The organism is Methylocystis sp. Se48 (assembly GCF_056269425.1).
Genome location: NZ_CM149850.1, coordinates 957,086 through 975,836 on the forward strand (window position 1 = coordinate 957,086; position 18,751 = coordinate 975,836).

Sequence of the window (18,751 nt, forward strand, 5' to 3'; positions counted from 1 at the left end):
GCCTCACCGCCGCGCGACGCCATTAATGGAGTAGGTCCCGTCGGACTCTTCCTTGCGGATGCCGTCGATAATTAAGGCCGAGATTTCCCGTATCGCTTGCAGATGCCGCTCCAGCGTCTCCGCATTCTCCGCGAGCCGGTCCTGAAGATCGCGGATACGGTGACGGGCATGGACGAGACTTTCCTCGCGAACGCTCCGGGAGACCTGCATGAATTCGAGAAGCGCGTGGGTCTTTCGAAGGTTCAGCGCTTCGAAATCGATGCGTTCGCAATTTCTGAGCGTGGCGGTTTCGGCGTTGATCAGCGTTTCAAGCCGCTCGATACAGTTGATGAAGGCCTGATCGGCGTTCATTGAGCTTGCTGCCATGGCTGGGCTTCGCATGTTCTCAGGCGGTGTGGGTCGGGTCAGGCTTGGCGCCGCCGAGATCGAGAATTTTTTGTATTCCGACGCCTCCGGCCCGCGCAATTTGGGCGCCGAGTTGCTCGGCCATCATGGAGCGCCATACGCTGCCGGCTTCCCCCGATCCGAAGGACGCCTCGTTGGCTTTCGGTAATAGGAGTTCCAGCCAGCTTTGCAGGATGAAAGCCTCGAACTTTTGCGCGACGCTGGCTTCCGTCCCGGATGTGGGGGGCGTGGGTCGCGCCGTTGGCGCGGAGCGCGCCGTCAAGCCATTCGGGAGTGCAGCGGAAAAAGCTGTCGCATTCGCGTCAGGCGTTCTGGCGATCATACGGGCGCGCGGCGCCGTGAGGGAGCCCGCGTCGTCCAAGCGTTTCATGGCGACGTTAAGCCGACGCGGATCAGCGGCCCGGGCAACGTCCAACACAATGTCGGTTGACGGAAAGATCGACATGTCCCCTCCTGAGATGCGTCAAACATCATAGAGGCGCGGACTTACGGCGCGCTTACGTCGGGTTGGTCGCTGAGAGCCCGCATTTGAAGGGCGACGCGCTCGCGCCGCCAGATCGCATCGGCTTTTTCGAACAGCCGTTGCGTTTGCTTCGCGCGCCGACCATATCCGCGCGCGCTTTCCATTTGCCTTGCATGAGCCGCTTCGGCTTCCCGCCGCGCTGCGCTGAATTGAGAAAGTTGAGCGAGCGTCAGGCGGGGATCGATCAGTCCCTGTTCGAGCGCCGCCAAAGTGCGCTGCTCTGCGGCGCGCAACGCGTTCAATTTGGTCTCGATCTGGCCCAATCGCGTCAGTTCGAGACGCCAGAGACTTTGACTGACGACAAGTGCGCGTTCGAGGCGGTCGCGTCGAGCCTTCATCAGCGACCCCTCAGAAGCCAGCCGCCGACGTCGGCCGAAAAGGCGGCGAAGAAATCAGGGGCTATCACCGAAAGGGAATAGACGCCGAGAAGCGCGGCGAGCGGCGTGGAGACGAAGTAAACCTGAACTTGCGGCGTAAGCCGGGAGAGAAGCCCGAGCGCGACATTCAGAACGAGGCCGAAGATCAGGAAAGGACTGCACAGACGCAATGCGATCAGATGAGATTGAGTCAACACATTGGTCAATTCGATGAGAAGCGCACGTGGCGATGGCGAGGCGGCGACGGGCGCGGTTTCATAGGAAAGATAGATCGCACGCAGGAGGAGAAGATGTTGGTCCGAGACGAAGAAGAGCGTGACGGCGCATAGCAGGACGAAAGACGCCAGCGCGGGCGTCGGCTCTGGTTCGTTCACGGCGGCGCCGAAAATGTTTCCAAGCCCGAACGCCAGGGCGACGCTGGTCGCCAGCGTTTCGAGGGCGAGAAAGTAGAAGCGGGCGAGAAGGCCCAGGACGACGCCGATCATCAGTTCGGCGATAATTGTGGCGGCGAGGTCGATGGGTTCGCGAGTTCCGAGCGCAGGGTCGATTTGCTGCATCAGGGGCGGCGTTAGCGCGAGCGTGATCGCCAGGGCGAGGTAGAGGCGGGCGCGCAGCGGCACGCGGTCGCTCGATACGCCGGGCGCGGCCAGCAGGCAGGCGCCGACGCGGCAGAACAGGACGAAGGCGGGCAGGATTGGGTTTGGAAAAACCGTCACGAAACGAACCCCAACGATCTGACCTGAACCCCGCTCGCGATTTCGAGATGAGACAAAACCGCCTGCGCCGGAAAGGGACGGGCGAGGATCAGACGCACATAGGGCCTGGCTTCCGGGGTCGTCAAAACGACGAAAACTTCTCCACGCTCGAGACGCTCGCGGATCGCCGCGCCTGCCTCCTGCGAAAACGACTCGATCTGGGCCGGATCCGCGTCGAAACCAGCGAGTTCGCCTTTTGAGTCGCGTTTGAGATGTTCATGGAAAAAGAGATCCCATCTCGCGCCGAGCCGAAGTACGCCCAGGACGCCGTCGAGCGATAGATCGCTGCAAATCTGGGAAGCGAGCCGGGCGCGAACATGTTCGACGATCGCCTCGGCGCGTCTTGCGAAGGGCGCGATTTCGGCGACTGCTTCGAGGATCAGGGGGAGGTTTCGGATCGAGACGCGCTCGACCAGAAGAAGTTTCAGAACGCTCTGAAGCGTGGAATGCGTGATGAGATTCGGAACGATCTCCTCAAGAAGACGTCGATATTCAGGCTCTATTCCGTCGATGAGCGCCCGCATGTCCTTGTAGGTGAGGAGCTGGGCGAGATTGCTGCGCAACGTCTCCGAAAGATGCGTAAGGAGGACAGAAACCGGATCGATCGGCGTGAAGTCCAGTCGCCGCGCTTCATCCGCCATGACGTCGGGAATCCACATGGCCCGCATCCCGAACGCAGGGTCTGTCGTGACTTCTCCGCCGAGGTCCGGCGCCGCAGCCGCGCCTAGAATGACCATATGATGTCGTAGCCGAAGTTCACGGCTCGCGACGAGCGCGCCGTGAATGCGGATCTGATAGTGTTTCGGGCGGACGTCGAGGTCGTCCGTGAGTTTTATGTCGGGAAACACGAAGCCAAATTCACGCGCGAAGTTTCTGCGCATCTTGAAGACACGCTGGCTCAACTCGGGTTGGGACGCCAGGAGGCCCGCCCAAAGCTGTTTGCCGAGACGCAATTCGACAGGGGGGATCGCGAGAGCGTCGCGCGCGGATTTTTCCGCGTCCTTGCTCGCCTTGGCCTCGGCGGCCCGCTGATTTGCATCTTCCAACAGACGCGCCTGTTCGGCCTGCTTCGGGATGAGATAGGCGACGAAGGCCATGACCGAGCCGAGAGTTCCGAATGGCGCAAGGGGCAGGCCGGGAATGAGCGCCAGCACGAACATCAGCGCCGCCGCAACGAAGAGCGCGCGCGGATACATGCCCAGTTGTCGCAGGATGTTTTGTTCGGCGGAACCGCGCGTGCCGCCTTTCGACACCAGAAGGCCCGCGGAAAGCGACACGATGAGGGCGGGGATCTGCGATACGAGGCCGTCGCCGACCGAAAGCTTGGTGTAGACGTCCGCAGCGGCGGAGAGCGACATCCCGTGTCGCGTCACGCCGATGATGACGCCGCCGAAAATATTGACGGCCAGGATGATAAGGCCGGCAATCGCGTCGCCCCGAACGAATTTGGAGGCGCCGTCCATGGAACCGAAGAAGGCGCTTTCTTCCTCGAGTTCGCGTCGTCGCGCCTGCGCCTCGCGCTCGTCGATAAGGCCCGCGGAAAGATCGGCGTCGATCGCCATCTGCTTTCCGGGGATGGCGTCGAGGGTAAAGCGCGCCCCGACTTCCGCGATGCGCGTCGCGCCCTTCGTGATGACCAGAAAATTGACTGTAACGATGATCGCGAAGACAGTGAGGCCAATGACGAAGTCGCCGCTCATGACGAGCTTCGAGAAGCCGCTGATGATATAGCCGGCGGCCGTTGACCCTTCTGCGCCGTGCGAAAGAATGAGCCTCGTCGTGGCGATGTTGAGGGAAAGCCGTAGAATTGTCGCAACGAGCAGAACGGTCGGAAAGGAGGAGAAGTCGAGGGGCTTCTGAATCCAGAGCGCCACCATCAGAATGAGAACCGACAAACCGATCGAGACCGCGAGGCCAGCGTCGAGCAGAAACGGCGGTATCGGCAAAAAGAAGACGCACAGGATGAAGACGATCGACATGGCGAAGCCGATGTCTTTCGAACTTCCCTCGACGGGCCCCGGCTTCATGCCGACGGCGTCTGACATTCCTTGGCTCCCTGCCGCGAACTTTGGCGGTCTATGTCAGTATCCGGTTTCGATGCGCGAATAGACGAATTGCGCGAGCGCGTTGATCTTCGAACCGATGAATGGCGCGGCAAAACCGAGCGTTGCGACCATTGCGATCATTTTTGGGACGAAGGTGAGCGTCATTTCCTGCACCTGCGTCAACGCTTGAAGGAGCGCCACAACGATCCCGACAGCCATTGCGGCGCCGACGAGCGGACCGGAGACAACGAGGATGGTCGCGATGGCGCGATGCACGATTTCGAGGGCTTCGGCTTCGTTCATGTTCAGCTGATTGAAACGCCGGAGCCGAGCGGAAGCTCGCGCCCGTCAACGAGCTTGGCGATCAAGGTTCCATCGGAAATCATGATGGACTTGACGACGCCGCTGATCCTGCCGTCGGCCGACGTCACAGTCCTGCCGATGAGGGCGCTCGCCTGGGAGAGGGCGGAGTTGTCGGCGAGCGCGGCGAGCAAAGCGTTTGTTTGCACCGCCTGTTCGACAGAAGCGAAGGTTGCGAGCTGTGTGACAGTCTGGGTAGGATCCATGGGCTTCATCGGATCCTGGTTTTTCAGCTGGGTGACGAGCAGCTGGAGAAACGCATTATAGGTTCCGGCCTCACGGGAGGCGGTGGCGGCGGCGGCGCTCGCGTTCGAGCTTGTCTGTACTGGACCGATGATCATTGCAGGCCTCGTTCAGGCAATGTCGCGCGCGCAGGTCGGCGCGGCGGTCGAGGGCGTTTCGAGAGGGAAAAGCGCGCGGACGTCCTTGAGCGCATCGAACACGCGCTTTTCCTCGATGTGACGAACCGCTGCGGCGAGGCCGTCGAGGATCCGCCGATCGCGCACATTGTCGTTGAGCGAAACGAGAATATCCCGGCTGAGCGCGAGAGCGGCGTCACAATCGTTCGGAGACATGAGCATGGTCTGGATAGCGAAATAGAGCCGCCGAAGCGGGGTGGTCGCTTGCTCCGGCTGCATCACGTGATTTTCAAGAAGAAAGGTCACGTCGTTCAGGAGCTCGATGCAAACCTTCCGGTCGACCCGCAAGACGGCGCCATTGATGAAAATTCGCTCGCCGCGACGAAGTGAGATATTCATGTCAAATAAGTCCGTCGGCGATGAGTTGATTGACGTCGATCAGACCGTCGAAGTTTTCCGACTTTCCCTGATCGATGAGATCGGCTTCCCGCCTTACCCAGATGCCTATGGAGATGAGCGAGGCGCGCAGATCGGGCGGCAGGCCGTTGTCGTCATTGCTGAGATCCATGATGAAAATGGACCAGAGGCGGCGCAGAAAATCGGTGGCCTCGAAAGCCTCCGGGGAAAGAGCGCCGCGCGCTTTCCCGAGGGCGAGCTTGGCGATGGCGGTTTCGAGAGCCTGCCTTTCCCGTTGGCGCGCGCACTTCCCGGACTCGCTGGCGATTTCGGCGTAGCGTTGCTGATACATCGGGTTTTCTTTTTCTGGACTATAGATATCTGGCGAGGTTGAGCTGGCTGATTCGCGAGGTCAACGTGAAAGAGGTCTCGATTTGAGTCATCAGGTCGTTGATGCGTGCGGCCGTTTCGGTCTGTTCGACCGCTTCGAGATCGTGGAGCTGGGATTGAAGGGCTGCAGATTGGACATTCATCGTCTCGCTCGCGTTTCGGACCGTGCCGCGCATGACGCCGACTCTGGCCTGCGTTCTCGTGAGGTGGTCGATGGCGGAGTCGATCGTCTGCATCGCCTGGCGGAGGACGACCCGATAGGCGTCGCCATTCATGTTGGCGGCGCCGAGGTCGCCGACCATCGCATAGGCCTCGGCGAGCTTGCGAAGCGCGTGATCATTGGCGGTTACAGACGATTCTATCACGAGGGAGATCGAGACCTGGCTTCTGAGCGGCTCATCGGCTGCGACGGACCAGTCGGCCTTCCAGCCGGCCGGCGAGAATAGATCTCGGAAGCGGCCGGAGAGGAAGCTTTCCATTTGCGTCGGGGTGATGCCGGCGACCGCTGGGTCGGTCTGCGAAAATCCGAAGGCTGCGACAAAGGCGGCGTCGAGCGCGCGCTTGTTCGCTGGCGGCGGATCGGCGAAATAATTGGCGATCGGAGCGACGGCGGCGTTCGCGCCAGCGAAAAGAAACGCGCCGCCGTCGCTGGAGTTGAGCGATGCGATGAGCGCGGACAAGGCGTTGCGCGCCTGGGTGACGATCGCGGCGGGTTCGCCCCCGTCTGTCTGCGCCGCGAGCAGCGTCGCACGCATGCCCCGCGCGGCGGCGGCCAGCGCGTCAAGAGAGGTTTGCGTCAGGTCGAGACGGGCCGAGACGAGCTGGTTCGTCGATTGAATTGTTGAGATCGTCGCGATCGCGTCGCCGATCGAATAGCTGCGGCCGGCTTGCGCGCCGAGCGACGCCGCAAGATCGGCGCGGCGGCCCGTGGCAAGCTCCTGCTGCCGTCGAGCCATTTCGACTTGCAGCCTGCCGAGCGTAAGTCGGAGCGACGCTGTTGAGGAATAGGTAGAGACGAGGTAGGACATGGCGACACTCACGCGCGGACGGCGGCGACAAGGGAGTCGAAAAGCGCGTTGACCGTTTCGAGCAGCTTCGCAGACGCCTGATAGGAATTTTCGAGCGCGAGCATTTGCGACATCTGGTCGTCGAGATTGACTCCGGTCGCATTCGATAGCGCCTGCGTCGTCTGTGCGACCAGGGCGTTGAAATAGGTTTTCTCGCCGTCGGATTGCTTGCGCTGAGCGCCGATCCAGCCGATGGAGCCGGCGGCGATCGCGTTCAATGACCCGCTCGCGCCGAGTCCGGCGACGGGGTCGAAATCTTGCGGGGCGGCGGCGGCGCCCACGAGCTGAAGTAGACGCGCCGAATAGCCGGCGGCGCCGCTCGGGTTGTAGACATAGGCGGGGTTTCCGGAAACGCCGCCGTCGCGAAGGCGCGTGAGGACGCCGCCGCGCGACGGATCGACGTTGGCGTTGATCTCGATCGCGCCGGCGAGACCTGCGATCGACGTCGGGCCGGGCGCGCCGGCCGCGCCCAAGAAGGTGAAAAGTCCCGGAAGCGGCGGGCCGCCGGCGCCGGATTGATCGGCTTCGGCGAAGGCGACGACGAGGCCGCGGGCGATTTCGTCGAGCTGCGCCTGAAACTGGGGCGCGGCGACGTCGCGAATCTGCGTCAGTCCGAAAATTTCGCCGGACCGCAAGGCGAAGGGAGAGCCCGGGGCGCCGGTGGCCTGCACGCCGTCGATATAGACCTGCGCGCCTGCGACTCCGGGCGCGAGATTCGGGGTCGGCTGAAAGGTGATCTTGCGCGGCGTGGTTTCGAACAATGTGAGTCCGCTGTCGGCGTAGATCACCATATCGTTGTTGGGCCGCGTAACGGTGGTCACGCCGATCTTCGCAGAGAGTTGCGCGAGCAGACCGTCACGTTCGTCGAGCGCGTCGGTGATGTCCGCGCCATTCGTGGTTCCCGCGACGATCTCTCGATTCAACTCGGCGAATTTGGTCAAAATGTCGTTCACTTCGCCGACGGCGGAGGCGATGGCTTCGTCAGCGCGGCGGCGCTCGTCCTGGGTCGCCGCGGTCGCGTCGCGCAGGGAGGCGACCACGTCCTTCGCCGCCGCGAGCGCCATTTGCGCGGCGCTCTCGTTGTCCGGAGACGCGCTGTAGCTCTGCAAGGCGCTCGTGAGCCTCGTGATCGTCGCGGCCGGCGAGCGGCTCGTCGATGGATCGGAGAGGCCCAGGGCTCGGTCGATGCGGCTGAGAGCGTCGGAGACCGTCGCGGAAGCGCCTTGCGACGCCGTCGCGGAGAGAAGGCTGCGAAAGAGCGCGAAATCGGCCGCGCGTCCGACGCCGAGAAAATCGACGCCGTTCTGTCCCGCCGCGAGGAGCGGAGCCTTTCGACTGACGCCGGCGAGGCCGGCTCCGGCGATGTTGCGGGAGACGACGCTGATCTGATTGGAGATGACGCCGAGAGACTTTCCAGCGATCAATCCGGCTGTGGTGAGTGACATCGCGCTGCTCCGCGCTTACTTGAGATTGTTGAGAACCTGCAGGATTTCCGACGCGACCTGGAAGGACTGCGTGTTAGCGGTGTAGGCGCGCTGCGCGATGATCATCGTTGAGAGTTCCGTCGCGAGATCGACGGTCGAGGCTTCGAGAGTCGCGGAGGCGACGAGGCCGAGGCCGCCGCTTCCCGGCGCGCCGACGGCGATCTGTCCGGATTCGCCTGTCGCGGCGTAGACATTGCCTGTGTAGTTGGCCAGGGCGGTCGGCGCCGGGACATTGGCGAGGCCGATGCGGTAGGCGGGAGCCATCTGGCCGTTGTCGAGCTGGTAGCTCAATGTTCCATCGGAAGAGATCTGCACGTCGCGGATGGCGCCCGCGGCGTTGCCGTTGACCGTCGCCCTGTTGACGGCGAAGGGCGCGCCGAGCTGGGTGGTGTTGCTCATATCCAGCCTGATTGGCGATCCGCCTGGAAGCGTGAAGGCGAGTTCTCCGCCCGTCAGGATCGAGCCGTTGGCGGAATCGAATGTCAGCGTCTGCGTCGCAATCGGCGGGGATGAGTAAGGGAAGCCTCCGCTCGTTGCGCCAGCGGAGTCATAGACCGTCATTTCCCATGTGTTCGCGGCGGTCTTGGCGTAATAGACGTCGAGCACAACCGGCTTGCCGAGATTGTCGTAGACGGTGAGAGACGTCTTGGCGCTGAATCGCGCGCCGGCCGTATTGGTCGACGGCAGGTTTGCAGCGGGAATGATTTCCGCGGAGGAAGGCAGATTGACGGAGAGCGTTCCGGCGGTGGTCGGATTGGCGTAGAGGCGGTCGTTGCGAATGCGAACGACCTCCATGTTCGAGAGCGCGCCCGTTCCCGCGCCGGCGGGGAAGCCCATCAGATAATAGCCGGCGGCGTTGACGAGGCGGCCTTCGGCGTCGGGCACGAAGGAACCGGCGCGGGTTAGGAAGGTCGCCCCGGAGCGATCCGACACAACGAAGAAACCGTTGCCCTGAATCGCGAGATCGGTGGAGGAGCCCGTGTGCATGAGCGCACCCTGGCCCGTCACGTCGTAACGGCTACGCGTCGACACGCCGCCGCCGAACTGGTTCGAGCCCTGGAAACCGCTGAGCACGGTGAGAAAATGCGTTGTCGCGCGTTTGTAGCCGACCGTGCCGGAATTCGCGATGTTTTCAGAAATATTGGCGAGCGCGTCCGCCTGCGCGGACATGCCCATGATAGATGTATTGAACAGGCCGAATGTGGTGCTCATTACGCCGTCTCGAAGAGATTGACCCGAGGAGAGTTAAACCCGGGCGGCTTGTCCGAAGCTTTCAGCCTGCGCCGCGACGGCGTTGCGCGAGAGGCGGCGCGTCGCTTAACGAGAAGTCGCAGTCTGCGGAAAGAAAGCATTCATGAAAGAACCGCGGTTCGTCGAAGCCGTTCGCCTGGACGCCGGAATGTCGGCGCTGACGCGCTGGCGCGCGCAGCGCCGAGGTCTTGCGACTTTCGCGCGCCTGAACGAGACGGCGCCGGAAAGACGCAGCGAAAGGCGTCGCGAGACGCGGTTGAAATGGGGAAAGGCGCTCGACGCCGCCGACCGGTTCATTTGCGATTGCATCGTCGCCGATCGCACCGAAGGCGGCGCGCGTCTCGGCCTGACGCGCAATGTCGTTTTGCCGCCGCGCTTCCAGTTTTTCGATGAAGCGCGCGGCGAGATTTTCGCCGCGCAAGTCGTTTGGCGCCGCGGCGGCGAGGTCGGCTGCCGCCTGTCCCGCTCGCCGACGCCCGGCAAGACGCAGGCCGCGCGACGCATGCGAAGCCGATGGTACGCGCTTTAGCGCGCAGCCCGCAAGAGTCGACAGGCCTTCGCGATCGGAATGCGCGTTAGGCTTCGCCGCCAAGGCAATATCTCAGCCGCCGTTCCCCCGCCCATCGGGCTGCGCTGTCCGCGCTCGCGACGAATGAACTTTTGTCGAAAGCCATTCTCCGGTCTTCCGCCGCCCGCGCCACAAGGCCCGCGGCGATGGACAGCAGAACGGCGGAAGAGGCGGTTACGAAGATCGTGTCGTCGGCGCCGGCCTCGCTTGCTTCCTTGCGAATGCGGGAGACGAGGCTGCGGATCTCGTAATCGAGCACCTCGAGGTCGCGCCGCAGCGGCGCCTCCAGGCGCTGACATTCCTCGATCGACATTACGGCGATCTCGCCGGTTTTCACGACACGCATCTACGCCTCCGCATTACTCTCGGCCCTGGCGCCGACGGCGGTCCGGGCGCCTGAAAAATCTTCGCGCCCGTCCGCCCCCGGGGCGGACCGCACGGCGCGCGCAAAACTCATCCCTCGCGCGCCACGCAGCCGGCGCGTTCGAGTTGCTCGGCGAGCGCCAGCGCCTCGCCCTTCAGCCGGGCGACCTCCGCCTCGCGGTTTTCGTCGAACAACGTCGCCATCGGCGTGGGGACGCCGAAGGTGCGCGTGCGATCGTCGGCGTGATGCTGATCCTGAATGATGCTGGAGAAAACGAGGGAGCGCATGGTTTTCGCGTGCATCAGCGATAATTGGCGGCAGGTCGCCGGCTCGTAGGCGAAAGGCGGGATTGGCTCCGGCTCGATTTCCCCGTGGCGCCGCGCGCAGCCGGCGACGGCGCAGAAGGTCGAGAGGACCAGAATCGCGCCGCGCGTCCGTCGCAACATGTTCGTCTCCGCCTCCGCCGGCGGGCGCCGGCCTTCCCCGCCCTTTTTGCGCGGAGAGGCTGGCGCGAAGCCTTCCGCACGCGGCTCGCCGCGACATCATGGCTCGCCGGCGCGGCTTTCCGGACCCTATCGAATTGTAATAGAAGCCGCTTATATCGATGAAGGGCGCGCGGCGGGGGCCGTCGGCAGATATTTTTCGAGACGGACGCGACGATAGAACAAGACGCGCCCGACCAGTACGTTCATAATGAACGCCCGCTTCCGACGGAAGCGACGGCGCGTCCGGAACAGCTACGGGAAAGAGCATGACGATCAGTCGCGACGAAGAGCCTGCGGTCAAACGGCGAAAAGCTTCGCCAGGGACCGGGGCGGTTTCGGAGCGCAAGGCCAAGTCCGACAAGAAGGGCGGCAAGAAAGCCAAGACGAGCGAACCCGCCGCCGCCTCCAAGGCGAGGGTCAAGCCGCCGGCGAATAAGGCTGAGAACGGCGCCCAGGACGCGCCTGCAATCCCGAAGCCGACTGCCGGAGCCGTTTCGCCGCCAGCGGCGTTCGCGCCGCTTCCGGGGCCGCTGACCAGCGTCGATTTCGAGACGATGGCGGAGAATATGGCGGAGTTCGTCGACCAGGGCCGCAAGGCGCTCGCGGCGGCGATCGGCAGCGTCGAAGCTACGGGGCCGCGCAGCGAACTGGCCGCGAATGTGGCCGACGCCACCAAGACGCTCGGGACGGTGGCGGAATATTGGCTCGCCAAGCCCGAGCGGGCGGCGATCGCGCAGGCGGAGCTTTACGGCGGGCTGAGTGAAATCTGGCGCCAGACGATGCGTCGCTATTCCGGCGAAAAGGTTCCGCCGGTCGTCGAGCCCGATCCGGGCGACAAGCGCTTCGCCTCGCCCGAGTGGGAGCAGAACCCTTTCTTCGACTGGTTGCGGCAGTCCTATCTGCACGCCTCCCGCTGGGCGGGGGAGATGGTCGACAAGGCCGAGGGGCTCGATCCCCACACGCGCGCGAAGGCGGCCTTCTACACACGGCTCATCTCCAGCGCCATGTCGCCGTCGAATTTCGTCCCGACCAATCCCGAACTTTTGCGCGCGACGATCGAGAACAGGGGCGAAAATCTGGTGCGCGGCCTGAAGATGCTCGCGGAGGACATTTCCGCCGGCGGCGGCATGCTGAAGATCCGTCAGACCGACGACAGCAAATTCCGTCTCGGCGTCGATCTCGCCACGACTCCTGGCAAGGTCGTCTGGCGCAACGACGTTATGGAGCTCATCCAGTATGCGCCGACGACCGAGGAGGTTTATGCGCGCCCCCTGTTGCTGACGCCGCCGTGGATCAACAAGTTCTACGTGCTCGACCTCACCCCCGAGAAGAGCTTCGTGCGCTGGGCGGTCGATCAGGGCTTCACGGTCTTCATCATCTCCTGGGTCAACCCGGACGAATCCCAAGCCGAAAAGGGCTTCGACGCCTATATGAACGAGGGCATTCTCACCGCCCTTGACGCGATCGAGAAGGCGACGGGCGAGCGCAAGGTGACCGCGGCCGGCTATTGCGTCGGCGGCACGCTGCTCTCGCTCACACTGGCCTATATGGCGGCCAAGGGCGACGATCGAATCGAAAGCGCGACTTTCTTCGCCACGCAGGTCGATTTCAGCGAGGCGGGCGATCTCCAGATCCTCATCGACGAGGCGCGGCTCGAGGCGCTCGACGAGGCCATGGCCAAGACCGGCTATCTCGAAGGCGTGAAAATGGCCAACGCCTTCAACATGCTGCGTCCAAACGAACTGATCTGGAATTATGTCGTCAACAATTACATGAAGGGCGTCGAGCCAGCGGCCTTCGATCTTCTCTACTGGAATTCCGACTCGACGCGCATTCCGCGCGCCAATCACTCTTTCTACATGCGCAGCTGCTATCTCGAAAACCGCATCACGCGCGGCGAGATGACGATGAACGGCGTGCCGATCAATCTGCGGCTGGTGACGATCCCGATCTATTCGATCGCCACGAAGGAAGATCACATCGCGCCAGCGCGCTCCGTCTTCCGCGGCGTCAAATTTTTCGGCGGCGAGGTGACCTATGTGCTCGGCGGCTCGGGCCATATCGCCGGCATCATCAATCCGCCGGCCAAGGGCAAATACAACTACATGACCGGCGGGCCGGTGAAGGGAACCTTCGAGGAATGGGTCTCGAGGGCCGAGGACCACAAGGGATCGTGGTGGCCGCATTGGCTGCAATGGGTGACGGCGCAGGCGCCGGGCAAGGTTCCCGCGCGCGAACCCGGCGGCGGCAAGCTGAAGCCATTGTGCGACGCGCCGGGCGAATATGTGCGGGTCAAGGGCTGATGCGCGGCCGGCCGCCGACTTTCGCGGCAAAATCGGGGGCGGACGGCCCGACCCGGTCCGCCCCGGATGACGTCGCTCAGCCCGGCAGCACGCCGATGCGCTGCAGCAGCCAGTAGACGCCCGCCAGGGCGATGAGGCCCGAGATCGCGTAGACGAGCTTTTCGCTGCGCTTGCCGCCCGTAGCCTTGTCGATCCCGAAGAGGAGGGGCATCACCGCCATGACGATGGCGATCTGCCCGGCTTCGACGCCGATGTTGAAGGCGGCGAGCGCCGGCACGACCCCGCCTTGCGGCACGCCCATTTCCGTCAACGCCGTTGCGAAGCCGAAGCCGTGGATGAAGCCGAAGAGGAAGGTGTTGCGCCAGCGGTTGTCGACGTCTCGGGAAAAATAATTCTCCGCTGCGACGAAAATGATCGAGGCGGCGATCAGCGCCTCGGTGATGTTCGAGGGCAGGGCGAAGATGTTGAGCGCGGCCAGCGACAGGGTGATGGAGTGCGAGATGGTGAAGGCCGTGACGATCTTGACCACCGGCCAGACGCGCGTCGCCCACAGGATCAGCGCGAAGAGGAAGCACAGATGGTCGTAGCCGGTGACGATGTGTTCGATGCCGGCGAGGAAGAACTTCCACATCAACTGCCCGGTCGTTTCCAGCGGCTGGGCGAGATCGAGCGGGGGGTCCTGTGGGTAACGCATGGCCTCCCCGGCGTTTTCGCCGAGCAGGGTCACGAGATGCTTGCCCTTGGAGCCCTGCGTCGCGAGGAGCTTCGTCGGGTCGTAGTAAATCTTGCCTGTCGCGCCCGAGCAATCGAAGCGCATCACGATGAGGGCGCTGTCCTGGTTCGTCGGGTCTTCGCCAGATTTCTCGACGTCGCCGACGCAGGCGCGGCCGGTTTCGTCGCGCATGGCGACGCGCTTCGCGACGAATTTGCCGATTTCGGATTCGAGCGCGCCGGGCGGGGAGAGATCGACTCCCGCGCGCTCGTCCATCGTTTCCTGGAACATGCGCTCGAGGTCGGTCGCGAGGAAGCCGACGTCGACGACATAGACCTTGCCGGCCTGCGGCGCGATCTTGCCCGTGGAAATGTCGGGCGTGTGCGCAAGGGCGGGCGGGGCGGCGGCGAGGCTCGCCCCGGCGCAGAACAACAGTACGGCGGCCAATCTCCTCCAGAACCCGGTCATCGTCGGCGTTTCCCTTTGTTTTGGTTGGCGCGCAACATGCCAAAGGCGAGCAGGGCGGACAAGGTCGCGTGGGCGCGAATTTCTGCGTTCGGCCTTGTTTACGGCGTGAGTATGATGTGTTTATAAAAACATCATACTTTTGCGGCTGCGCCGCGCCCACGGAGCGAACGCAATGTCTCCAAAGCTTGTTATTGTCATGTTGAGCATCGTCGCGACGTCCTTTTTGGGCGCGCCTGCCCGCGCACACACGGCGGATATTTCCAGCGGCCGCGTCGTGCCGCAGGGCGGCGACAAGTATCGCGTCGACATCGGCGTTCTCGGCACGGACATCGAGCGTATGTTCCAGGAGACGCAATCAGAGCGGGAGGGGATTGATCTCTCTCCGCCCGGCGCGCTCGAATCCGAAATCGGCAAATTCATTCAGCGTCGGGTGGAGTTGCAGAATGAAGCCGGCGAGACCTGCGCAAGCCGAGTGGATTCCGTGGGCGAAGATCCAACCAATCCTTACGACGCAAAAATCGTACTTTACTTCGACTGCTCGCAAACGCGCGGACAGATTTTTTACCATCCGGAGAAGCTTCTGAAAGCGCAGGGCGCGCGCGGCAAGCACCTCTTCGGGATTGGCGAACGCTCCGCGACCGAGGAACTCACCGACGCGCAGAAGAGGGGAGCCGAGCCCGCACCCGGTCAGGTGATGCTCTTTGCGGGCGATGGCCCCGTCGATCTATCGAAGCCTCTGCTCTCGCCATGGGAGCTTGCGCCGAAATTCTTCGCGGCCGGCGTCGAACACATCATGACCGGCTACGATCATCTGTGCTTCCTGCTCGCGGTGGTTCTCTGGGCGACGCGCGTCTGGCCGGTGGTGAAGATCGTCACCGCCTTCACTGTCTCCCATTCGGTGACGTTGTCGCTCGCCGCGCTGCAGCTTGTCGATCTGCCAAGCTTCTGGGTCGAGATCGCCATAGCTTTGTCAATCATATACGTGGCGGTCGAGAATTTTTTCACCCGAAAGACCGACGGCCGCTGGCGCGACACTTTCGCCTTCGGCTTCATCCACGGTTTCGGTTTCGCGAGCGGTCTGATTGAACTTGGGGTGCCGCAGCGCGCGATCGTCCCGGCGCTGGCGAGCTTCAATCTCGGCGTCGAGGCGGGCCAGATCGGCGTTGTGATTGTCGTGCTGCCGCTGCTGGCGGCCATCGACCGGCTGTTCAACAAGGGCGAGCGCAGCTACCGGTTCGTCTACGCCTGTTCGGCGCTCATCGCCGCTCTCGGAACCTACTGGCTCCTCGTTCGTCTCGGCGTTGTAAATTAGCGCGGCCGCTGCTAGTTGCTTCGATGCGCAGAAAGCCGGAGCAACAGCAGTGCAGCGCGTGACGGTGACGATCGACGACGAGCTGATGAGTGCGCTCGACCGCTACATGGAGGCGGGCGGGCATCAGAACCGTTCAGAGGCGGTGCGCGATCTGGTGCGCGCGGGGCTGGTCAGGGAGCCGAAGGCGGACGACGGCTCCCGCCACTGCGTCGCGGCTCTCGTCTATGTCTACGACCACGAAACGCGGCAGCTGTCCAAGAAGCTCGTTCACGACCATCACACCCACGCCGACATGTCGATCGCCACGCTTCATGTGCATCTCGACGAAGCGACCTGCCTGGAAGTCTCCCTGCTCAAGGGGCAGAAATCAGAGGTCGAACATTTCGCGAGCCATCTCGTCGGCGAGCGCGGCGTTCGCTACGGCCAGCTCGTCGTGGTGCCGGCCGATCCCGAGGCGGAAGAGAAGACGGCCCTCGGCGGCGCGCATCGCCACGCGCATCCTTAGGTTGATCGCGCCTTAACCTTCTGTTGCAAAAAAGTAACATCCATCTCAATTCAGGCGCGGCAGATTGACAGCCCTGCATAGAGTAAGACAAGTTTCAAAAAAAATCACAACCGCGTCTTACGGGAGTTGCGCATGATCCGCCGCCGTCTCGCATCCGTCTCGCTTTGCGCGATCGCTACGGCCCTCTGGAATTGCGAGGCGCGGGCGCAATTCACCTCTTTGCCCACGATCGTCGTCGGCGGGCAGCAGCATCATCGCACGGCGGCCCCCGCCGCACCGTCTCAGGCGCCTCGCGCGCCCGCCCGCGCGGCGCGCGGTCCGGTTCCCTCGTCGCCGATCCTGCAGGCTGCGCCGGCGCCACAGCCGTCGGGACCGAAGCCGCCGCCGATCACCTCGTCGAGCGAGAAGTTTTTCACGGGTCCCCAGGTCACGGCCTATCCCTATTCGCGTCCGAGCGAATCGCTTGAAATTGTGCCTGGACTTGTTGTCACGCAGCACTCGGGCGACGGCAAGGCGAACCAGTATTATCTGCGCGGCTTCAATCTCGACCACGGCACGGATCTCGCGATCTATCTCGACGGCATGCCGCTGAACATGCGCACCCACGGCCATGGGCAGGGGTATGCGGACACGAATTTTCTGATCCCGGAACTTCTGTCCTATGTGCTGGCCCGAAAGGGGCCGTATAGCGCGGAAGACGGCGATTTCTCCTCCGCCGGGTCGATCTACATGCAATATATCGACAAGGTCGACAAAGGCTATTTCGGCCTCACCGGCGGCAGTTTCGGCTATGGCCGCGCCTTCGCCATCCAGCCCTACAAGGATTTCGCGGGCGGTTCGGCCTATGGCGCGGCGGAGGCCAACTATTACAACGGCCCGTGGGAGCGGGGCGACAATCTGAGGAAGTTCAACAGCGTGCTGCGCTGGTCGCGCGGCACGGAGACCGACGGCGCGGCGGCGACCTTCATGGGTTACGTCAACAAGTGGTATTCGACCGACCAGATCCCGATGCGCGCCGTGACCTCGGGCCTCAAGTCTCTGTGGGGCACGCTCGACGCCACCGACGGCGGCGCGACGTCGCGCTTCTCGCTCTCCGGGCGCTGGAGCCAGACGGACGGCGATCATTCCACCCGCGTAGAAGGCTACGTCGTTCGCCAGACGCTGGAGCTTTACAACAACTTCACCTATTTCCTCGCGCATCCCGACCTTGGCGACCAGTTCCGTCAATTCGACAATCGCACCATCGTCGGCGTCAACGCCCAGCACGGGATCAAATGGACCGACATGTTCGGAGTTCCCGTCGAGACGCGGATCGGCCTGCAGGGCCGCTATGACGACATCCGCCTGGGTCTGCAGGAGAGCCTGCGGCGCACGCCCTATCAAACGATCGGCAATAATTACGTCGGCGAGGGCAGCATCGGAATCTGGACGGACGCCTCTGTTCATGTAACGCCCTGGCTCACGACGATCGGCGGCGTGCGCTTCGATTATTTCAACGCCAATGTGGCCAACGTCCAGTCGCTCTACGACGCGCCGAAGGTCTTCGACAGCAACGGTTTGCCGGCCTTCGTCTGGGCCGGGCCGTTCAACCAGGGCGTCAAGGGCGCCGCGCTTGTGAGCCCGAAGGCGTCGATCATCGTCGGCCCCTTCTACAAGACCGAGCTTTACTTCAACTACGGCGAGGGCTTCCATTCGACCGACGCGCGCGGCGCGGTGCAGCGCGTCGCGACGACGGAGCTCGGGGATGACGACGCCTTCGTTCCGGTTGCGCGCATTCCGCTGCTCGTGAAATCGCGCGGCGCGGAAATCGGCGCGCGCACGAAATTCATCGAGGGCCTCGATTCGAGCATCAGCTTCTTCTGGCTCAATCTCGAGTCGGAGAACCAGTATGTCGGCGACGCGGGCACGACGGAATTCGGCCGCCCGAGCCGCCGCTACGGCATCGAAATCGCCAACCATTACAAGCCGACGTCCTGGCTGATGTTCGACGGCGACGTGTCCCTTGTGCGCGCCCGCTTCCGCGGCGTCGACCAGCAGGCCTGGCTCGGCTATCTCGATCTGATCGCCCCCGAGGCGCTGCCCTATGGAACCTATCTCGGCAATGCGCCGGGCAATTATCTCTTCAACGCGCCGGCGATCGTCGCGATGGGCGGGCTGGAGATCGGCGAGTCGACGGGCTGGTTCGGCGGGCTGAAATACCGCTATTTCGGCCAGCGGCCGCTGACGCCCGACGGCTACCTCAAATCGCCCGCGACCGGCACGGTCAATGCGCGCCTGGGCTATCGCTGGGCGGACGGCTGGCGCTTCCAGATCGACGCCTTCAACATCTTCAACTCCCGCTCGGACCAGATCACCTACGGCTACGGCTCGCTCCTGCCGAGCGACCCGCTCTACCAGCAGTGCGTGGCCGGAATCGCCCCCGCTCCGGTCTGCGGCGTCGGCGTCATGGACCGCCATTTCAAACCCGTCGAGCCCCCGGCCCTGCGCGTCAGCATCGGAGGGCCGCTGACCCTCGACGGCGGCCCGATCACGAGCTTGCCCGACGCGGCGGAGCCGTTCCGGGCGTTCTCGAACTGAGTGGCGGAGGCGCCCGCGCGCCGCTCCCTTTCGACTCTCGGAGTC

The 18,751-nt window shown here is 63.5% G+C and carries 20 protein-coding genes; 5 read left to right on the forward strand and 15 right to left on the reverse strand.

The genetic code is table 11. The features are described from left to right. Positions 1-3: 3 nt before the first annotated feature. The 12 genes from ACV959_RS04690 to ACV959_RS04745 all read right to left on the reverse strand — a co-directional run bounded on the left by ACV959_RS04690 (position 4) and on the right by ACV959_RS04745 (position 9,373). On the reverse strand, positions 4-351 hold the full coding sequence (locus ACV959_RS04690; RefSeq protein WP_475738757.1) for a hypothetical protein: 348 nt from the start codon (positions 349-351) through the stop codon (positions 4-6). Between the two features lie 34 nt (positions 352-385). Further along, positions 386-850, reverse strand: a complete 465-nt coding sequence (locus tag ACV959_RS04695; protein WP_475738758.1) for a rod-binding protein — start codon at positions 848-850, stop codon at positions 386-388. A 41-nt stretch (positions 851-891) separates the two neighbouring features. Beyond that, complete coding sequence (locus ACV959_RS04700; protein ID WP_475738759.1) at positions 892-1,191, reverse strand: hypothetical protein; 300 nt, start codon at positions 1,189-1,191, stop codon at positions 892-894. Between the two features lie 74 nt (positions 1,192-1,265). Further along, entirely contained in the window at positions 1,266-2,021 is a 756-nt protein-coding gene (locus tag ACV959_RS04705) for a flagellar biosynthetic protein FliR (protein ID WP_475738760.1), read from the reverse strand. Next, positions 2,018-4,105 carry a flagellar biosynthesis protein FlhA gene (gene flhA, locus ACV959_RS04710; protein WP_475738761.1) on the reverse strand — a complete coding sequence of 696 codons (2,088 nt, stop codon included), beginning with the start codon at positions 4,103-4,105 and terminating at the stop codon, positions 2,018-2,020. The genes ACV959_RS04705 and flhA overlap by 4 nt, the downstream gene beginning before the upstream one ends. A 36-nt stretch (positions 4,106-4,141) precedes the next feature. Then, positions 4,142-4,408 (reverse strand): flagellar biosynthetic protein FliQ, encoded by a 267-nt coding sequence (locus tag ACV959_RS04715; protein WP_475738762.1) that lies wholly within the window; start codon positions 4,406-4,408, stop codon positions 4,142-4,144. A 2-nt stretch (positions 4,409-4,410) separates the two neighbouring features. Next, positions 4,411-4,806, reverse strand: coding sequence for a flagellar hook assembly protein FlgD (gene flgD / locus ACV959_RS04720; RefSeq protein ID WP_475738763.1), 396 nt, complete (start codon positions 4,804-4,806; stop codon positions 4,411-4,413). 12 nt (positions 4,807-4,818) lie between these two features. Then, complete coding sequence (gene flbT, locus ACV959_RS04725) at positions 4,819-5,223, reverse strand: flagellar biosynthesis repressor FlbT (RefSeq protein WP_475738764.1); 405 nt, start codon at positions 5,221-5,223, stop codon at positions 4,819-4,821. A 1-nt stretch (position 5,224) separates the two neighbouring features. Beyond that, on the reverse strand, positions 5,225-5,572 hold the full coding sequence (gene flaF, locus ACV959_RS04730; RefSeq protein WP_475738765.1) for a flagellar biosynthesis regulator FlaF: 348 nt from the start codon (positions 5,570-5,572) through the stop codon (positions 5,225-5,227). Between the two features lie 19 nt (positions 5,573-5,591). Continuing rightward, positions 5,592-6,638 carry a flagellar hook-associated family protein gene (locus tag ACV959_RS04735; RefSeq protein ID WP_475738766.1) on the reverse strand — a complete coding sequence of 349 codons (1,047 nt, stop codon included), beginning with the start codon at positions 6,636-6,638 and terminating at the stop codon, positions 5,592-5,594. An 8-nt stretch (positions 6,639-6,646) separates the two neighbouring features. Next, positions 6,647-8,122, reverse strand: a complete 1,476-nt coding sequence (gene flgK / locus ACV959_RS04740; protein ID WP_475738767.1) for a flagellar hook-associated protein FlgK — start codon at positions 8,120-8,122, stop codon at positions 6,647-6,649. A gap of 15 nt (positions 8,123-8,137) precedes the next feature. Continuing rightward, a complete protein-coding gene (locus ACV959_RS04745) occupies positions 8,138-9,373 on the reverse strand; it encodes a flagellar hook protein FlgE (RefSeq protein WP_475738768.1) in 1,236 nt (411 codons plus the stop codon). A 142-nt stretch (positions 9,374-9,515) separates the two neighbouring features. Between ACV959_RS04745 and ACV959_RS04750 the strand changes: the two genes are divergently transcribed. Continuing rightward, complete coding sequence (locus ACV959_RS04750; protein ID WP_475738769.1) at positions 9,516-9,941, forward strand: hypothetical protein; 426 nt, start codon at positions 9,516-9,518, stop codon at positions 9,939-9,941. Positions 9,942-9,987: 46 nt separating this feature from the next. On the opposite strand, the gene ACV959_RS04755 is transcribed toward ACV959_RS04750, so the two are convergent. Beyond that, the gene (locus ACV959_RS04755) at positions 9,988-10,326 is read right to left on the reverse strand and encodes a hypothetical protein (RefSeq protein WP_475738770.1); all 339 of its coding nucleotides are present in this window, start codon (positions 10,324-10,326) and stop codon (positions 9,988-9,990) included. A 107-nt stretch (positions 10,327-10,433) separates the two neighbouring features. Further along, positions 10,434-10,790, reverse strand: a complete 357-nt coding sequence (locus tag ACV959_RS04760; protein ID WP_475738771.1) for a hypothetical protein — start codon at positions 10,788-10,790, stop codon at positions 10,434-10,436. Between the two features lie 305 nt (positions 10,791-11,095). On the opposite strand from ACV959_RS04760, the gene ACV959_RS04765 reads away from it, so the two are divergent. Then, on the forward strand, positions 11,096-13,132 hold the full coding sequence (locus tag ACV959_RS04765; RefSeq protein ID WP_475738772.1) for a PHA/PHB synthase family protein: 2,037 nt from the start codon (positions 11,096-11,098) through the stop codon (positions 13,130-13,132). Positions 13,133-13,208: 76 nt separating this feature from the next. Here ACV959_RS04765 and ACV959_RS04770 read toward each other — a convergent pair whose 3' ends face one another. Then, positions 13,209-14,312, reverse strand: coding sequence for a HupE/UreJ family protein (locus tag ACV959_RS04770; RefSeq protein ID WP_475738773.1), 1,104 nt, complete (start codon positions 14,310-14,312; stop codon positions 13,209-13,211). 172 nt (positions 14,313-14,484) lie between these two features. Between ACV959_RS04770 and ACV959_RS04775 the strand changes: the two genes are divergently transcribed. The 3 genes from ACV959_RS04775 (at position 14,485) to ACV959_RS04785 (ending at position 18,706) form a co-directional block, all read left to right on the forward strand. Beyond that, positions 14,485-15,624: a HupE/UreJ family protein gene (locus ACV959_RS04775; RefSeq protein WP_475738774.1), complete on the forward strand. Its 1,140-nt coding sequence runs from the start codon at positions 14,485-14,487 to the stop codon at positions 15,622-15,624. A gap of 49 nt (positions 15,625-15,673) precedes the next feature. After that, positions 15,674-16,129 (forward strand): nickel-responsive transcriptional regulator NikR, encoded by a 456-nt coding sequence (gene nikR / locus ACV959_RS04780; protein ID WP_475738775.1) that lies wholly within the window; start codon positions 15,674-15,676, stop codon positions 16,127-16,129. A 132-nt stretch (positions 16,130-16,261) separates the two neighbouring features. Then, positions 16,262-18,706 (forward strand): TonB-dependent receptor, encoded by a 2,445-nt coding sequence (locus ACV959_RS04785; RefSeq protein WP_475738776.1) that lies wholly within the window; start codon positions 16,262-16,264, stop codon positions 18,704-18,706. Positions 18,707-18,751: the final 45 nt, after the last annotated feature.

Excerpts from the sequence above, each read along its gene's own strand:
- ACV959_RS04690 (WP_475738757.1), bottom strand. The coding sequence starts at position 351 with ATGAACGCCGATCAGGCCTTCATCAACTGTATCGAGCGGCTTGAAACG.
- ACV959_RS04695 (WP_475738758.1), bottom strand. The coding sequence starts at position 850 with ATGTCGATCTTTCCGTCAACCGACATTGTGTTGGACGTTGCCCGGGCC.
- flhA (WP_475738761.1), bottom strand. The coding sequence starts at position 4,105 with ATGTCAGACGCCGTCGGCATGAAGCCGGGGCCCGTCGAGGGAAGTTCG.
- ACV959_RS04715 (WP_475738762.1), bottom strand. The coding sequence starts at position 4,408 with ATGAACGAAGCCGAAGCCCTCGAAATCGTGCATCGCGCCATCGCGACC.
- flgD (WP_475738763.1), bottom strand. The coding sequence starts at position 4,806 with ATGATCATCGGTCCAGTACAGACAAGCTCGAACGCGAGCGCCGCCGCC.
- flbT (WP_475738764.1), bottom strand. The coding sequence starts at position 5,223 with ATGAATATCTCACTTCGTCGCGGCGAGCGAATTTTCATCAATGGCGCC.
- flaF (WP_475738765.1), bottom strand. The coding sequence starts at position 5,572 with ATGTATCAGCAACGCTACGCCGAAATCGCCAGCGAGTCCGGGAAGTGC.
- ACV959_RS04735 (WP_475738766.1), bottom strand. The coding sequence starts at position 6,638 with ATGTCCTACCTCGTCTCTACCTATTCCTCAACAGCGTCGCTCCGACTT.
- flgK (WP_475738767.1), bottom strand. The coding sequence starts at position 8,122 with ATGTCACTCACCACAGCCGGATTGATCGCTGGAAAGTCTCTCGGCGTC.
- ACV959_RS04745 (WP_475738768.1), bottom strand. The coding sequence starts at position 9,373 with ATGAGCACCACATTCGGCCTGTTCAATACATCTATCATGGGCATGTCC.
- ACV959_RS04750 (WP_475738769.1), top strand. The coding sequence starts at position 9,516 with ATGAAAGAACCGCGGTTCGTCGAAGCCGTTCGCCTGGACGCCGGAATG.
- ACV959_RS04755 (WP_475738770.1), bottom strand. The coding sequence starts at position 10,326 with ATGCGTGTCGTGAAAACCGGCGAGATCGCCGTAATGTCGATCGAGGAA.
- ACV959_RS04760 (WP_475738771.1), bottom strand. The coding sequence starts at position 10,790 with ATGTTGCGACGGACGCGCGGCGCGATTCTGGTCCTCTCGACCTTCTGC.
- ACV959_RS04765 (WP_475738772.1), top strand. The coding sequence starts at position 11,096 with ATGACGATCAGTCGCGACGAAGAGCCTGCGGTCAAACGGCGAAAAGCT.
- ACV959_RS04770 (WP_475738773.1), bottom strand. The coding sequence starts at position 14,312 with ATGACCGGGTTCTGGAGGAGATTGGCCGCCGTACTGTTGTTCTGCGCC.
- ACV959_RS04775 (WP_475738774.1), top strand. The coding sequence starts at position 14,485 with ATGTCTCCAAAGCTTGTTATTGTCATGTTGAGCATCGTCGCGACGTCC.
- ACV959_RS04785 (WP_475738776.1), top strand. The coding sequence starts at position 16,262 with ATGATCCGCCGCCGTCTCGCATCCGTCTCGCTTTGCGCGATCGCTACG.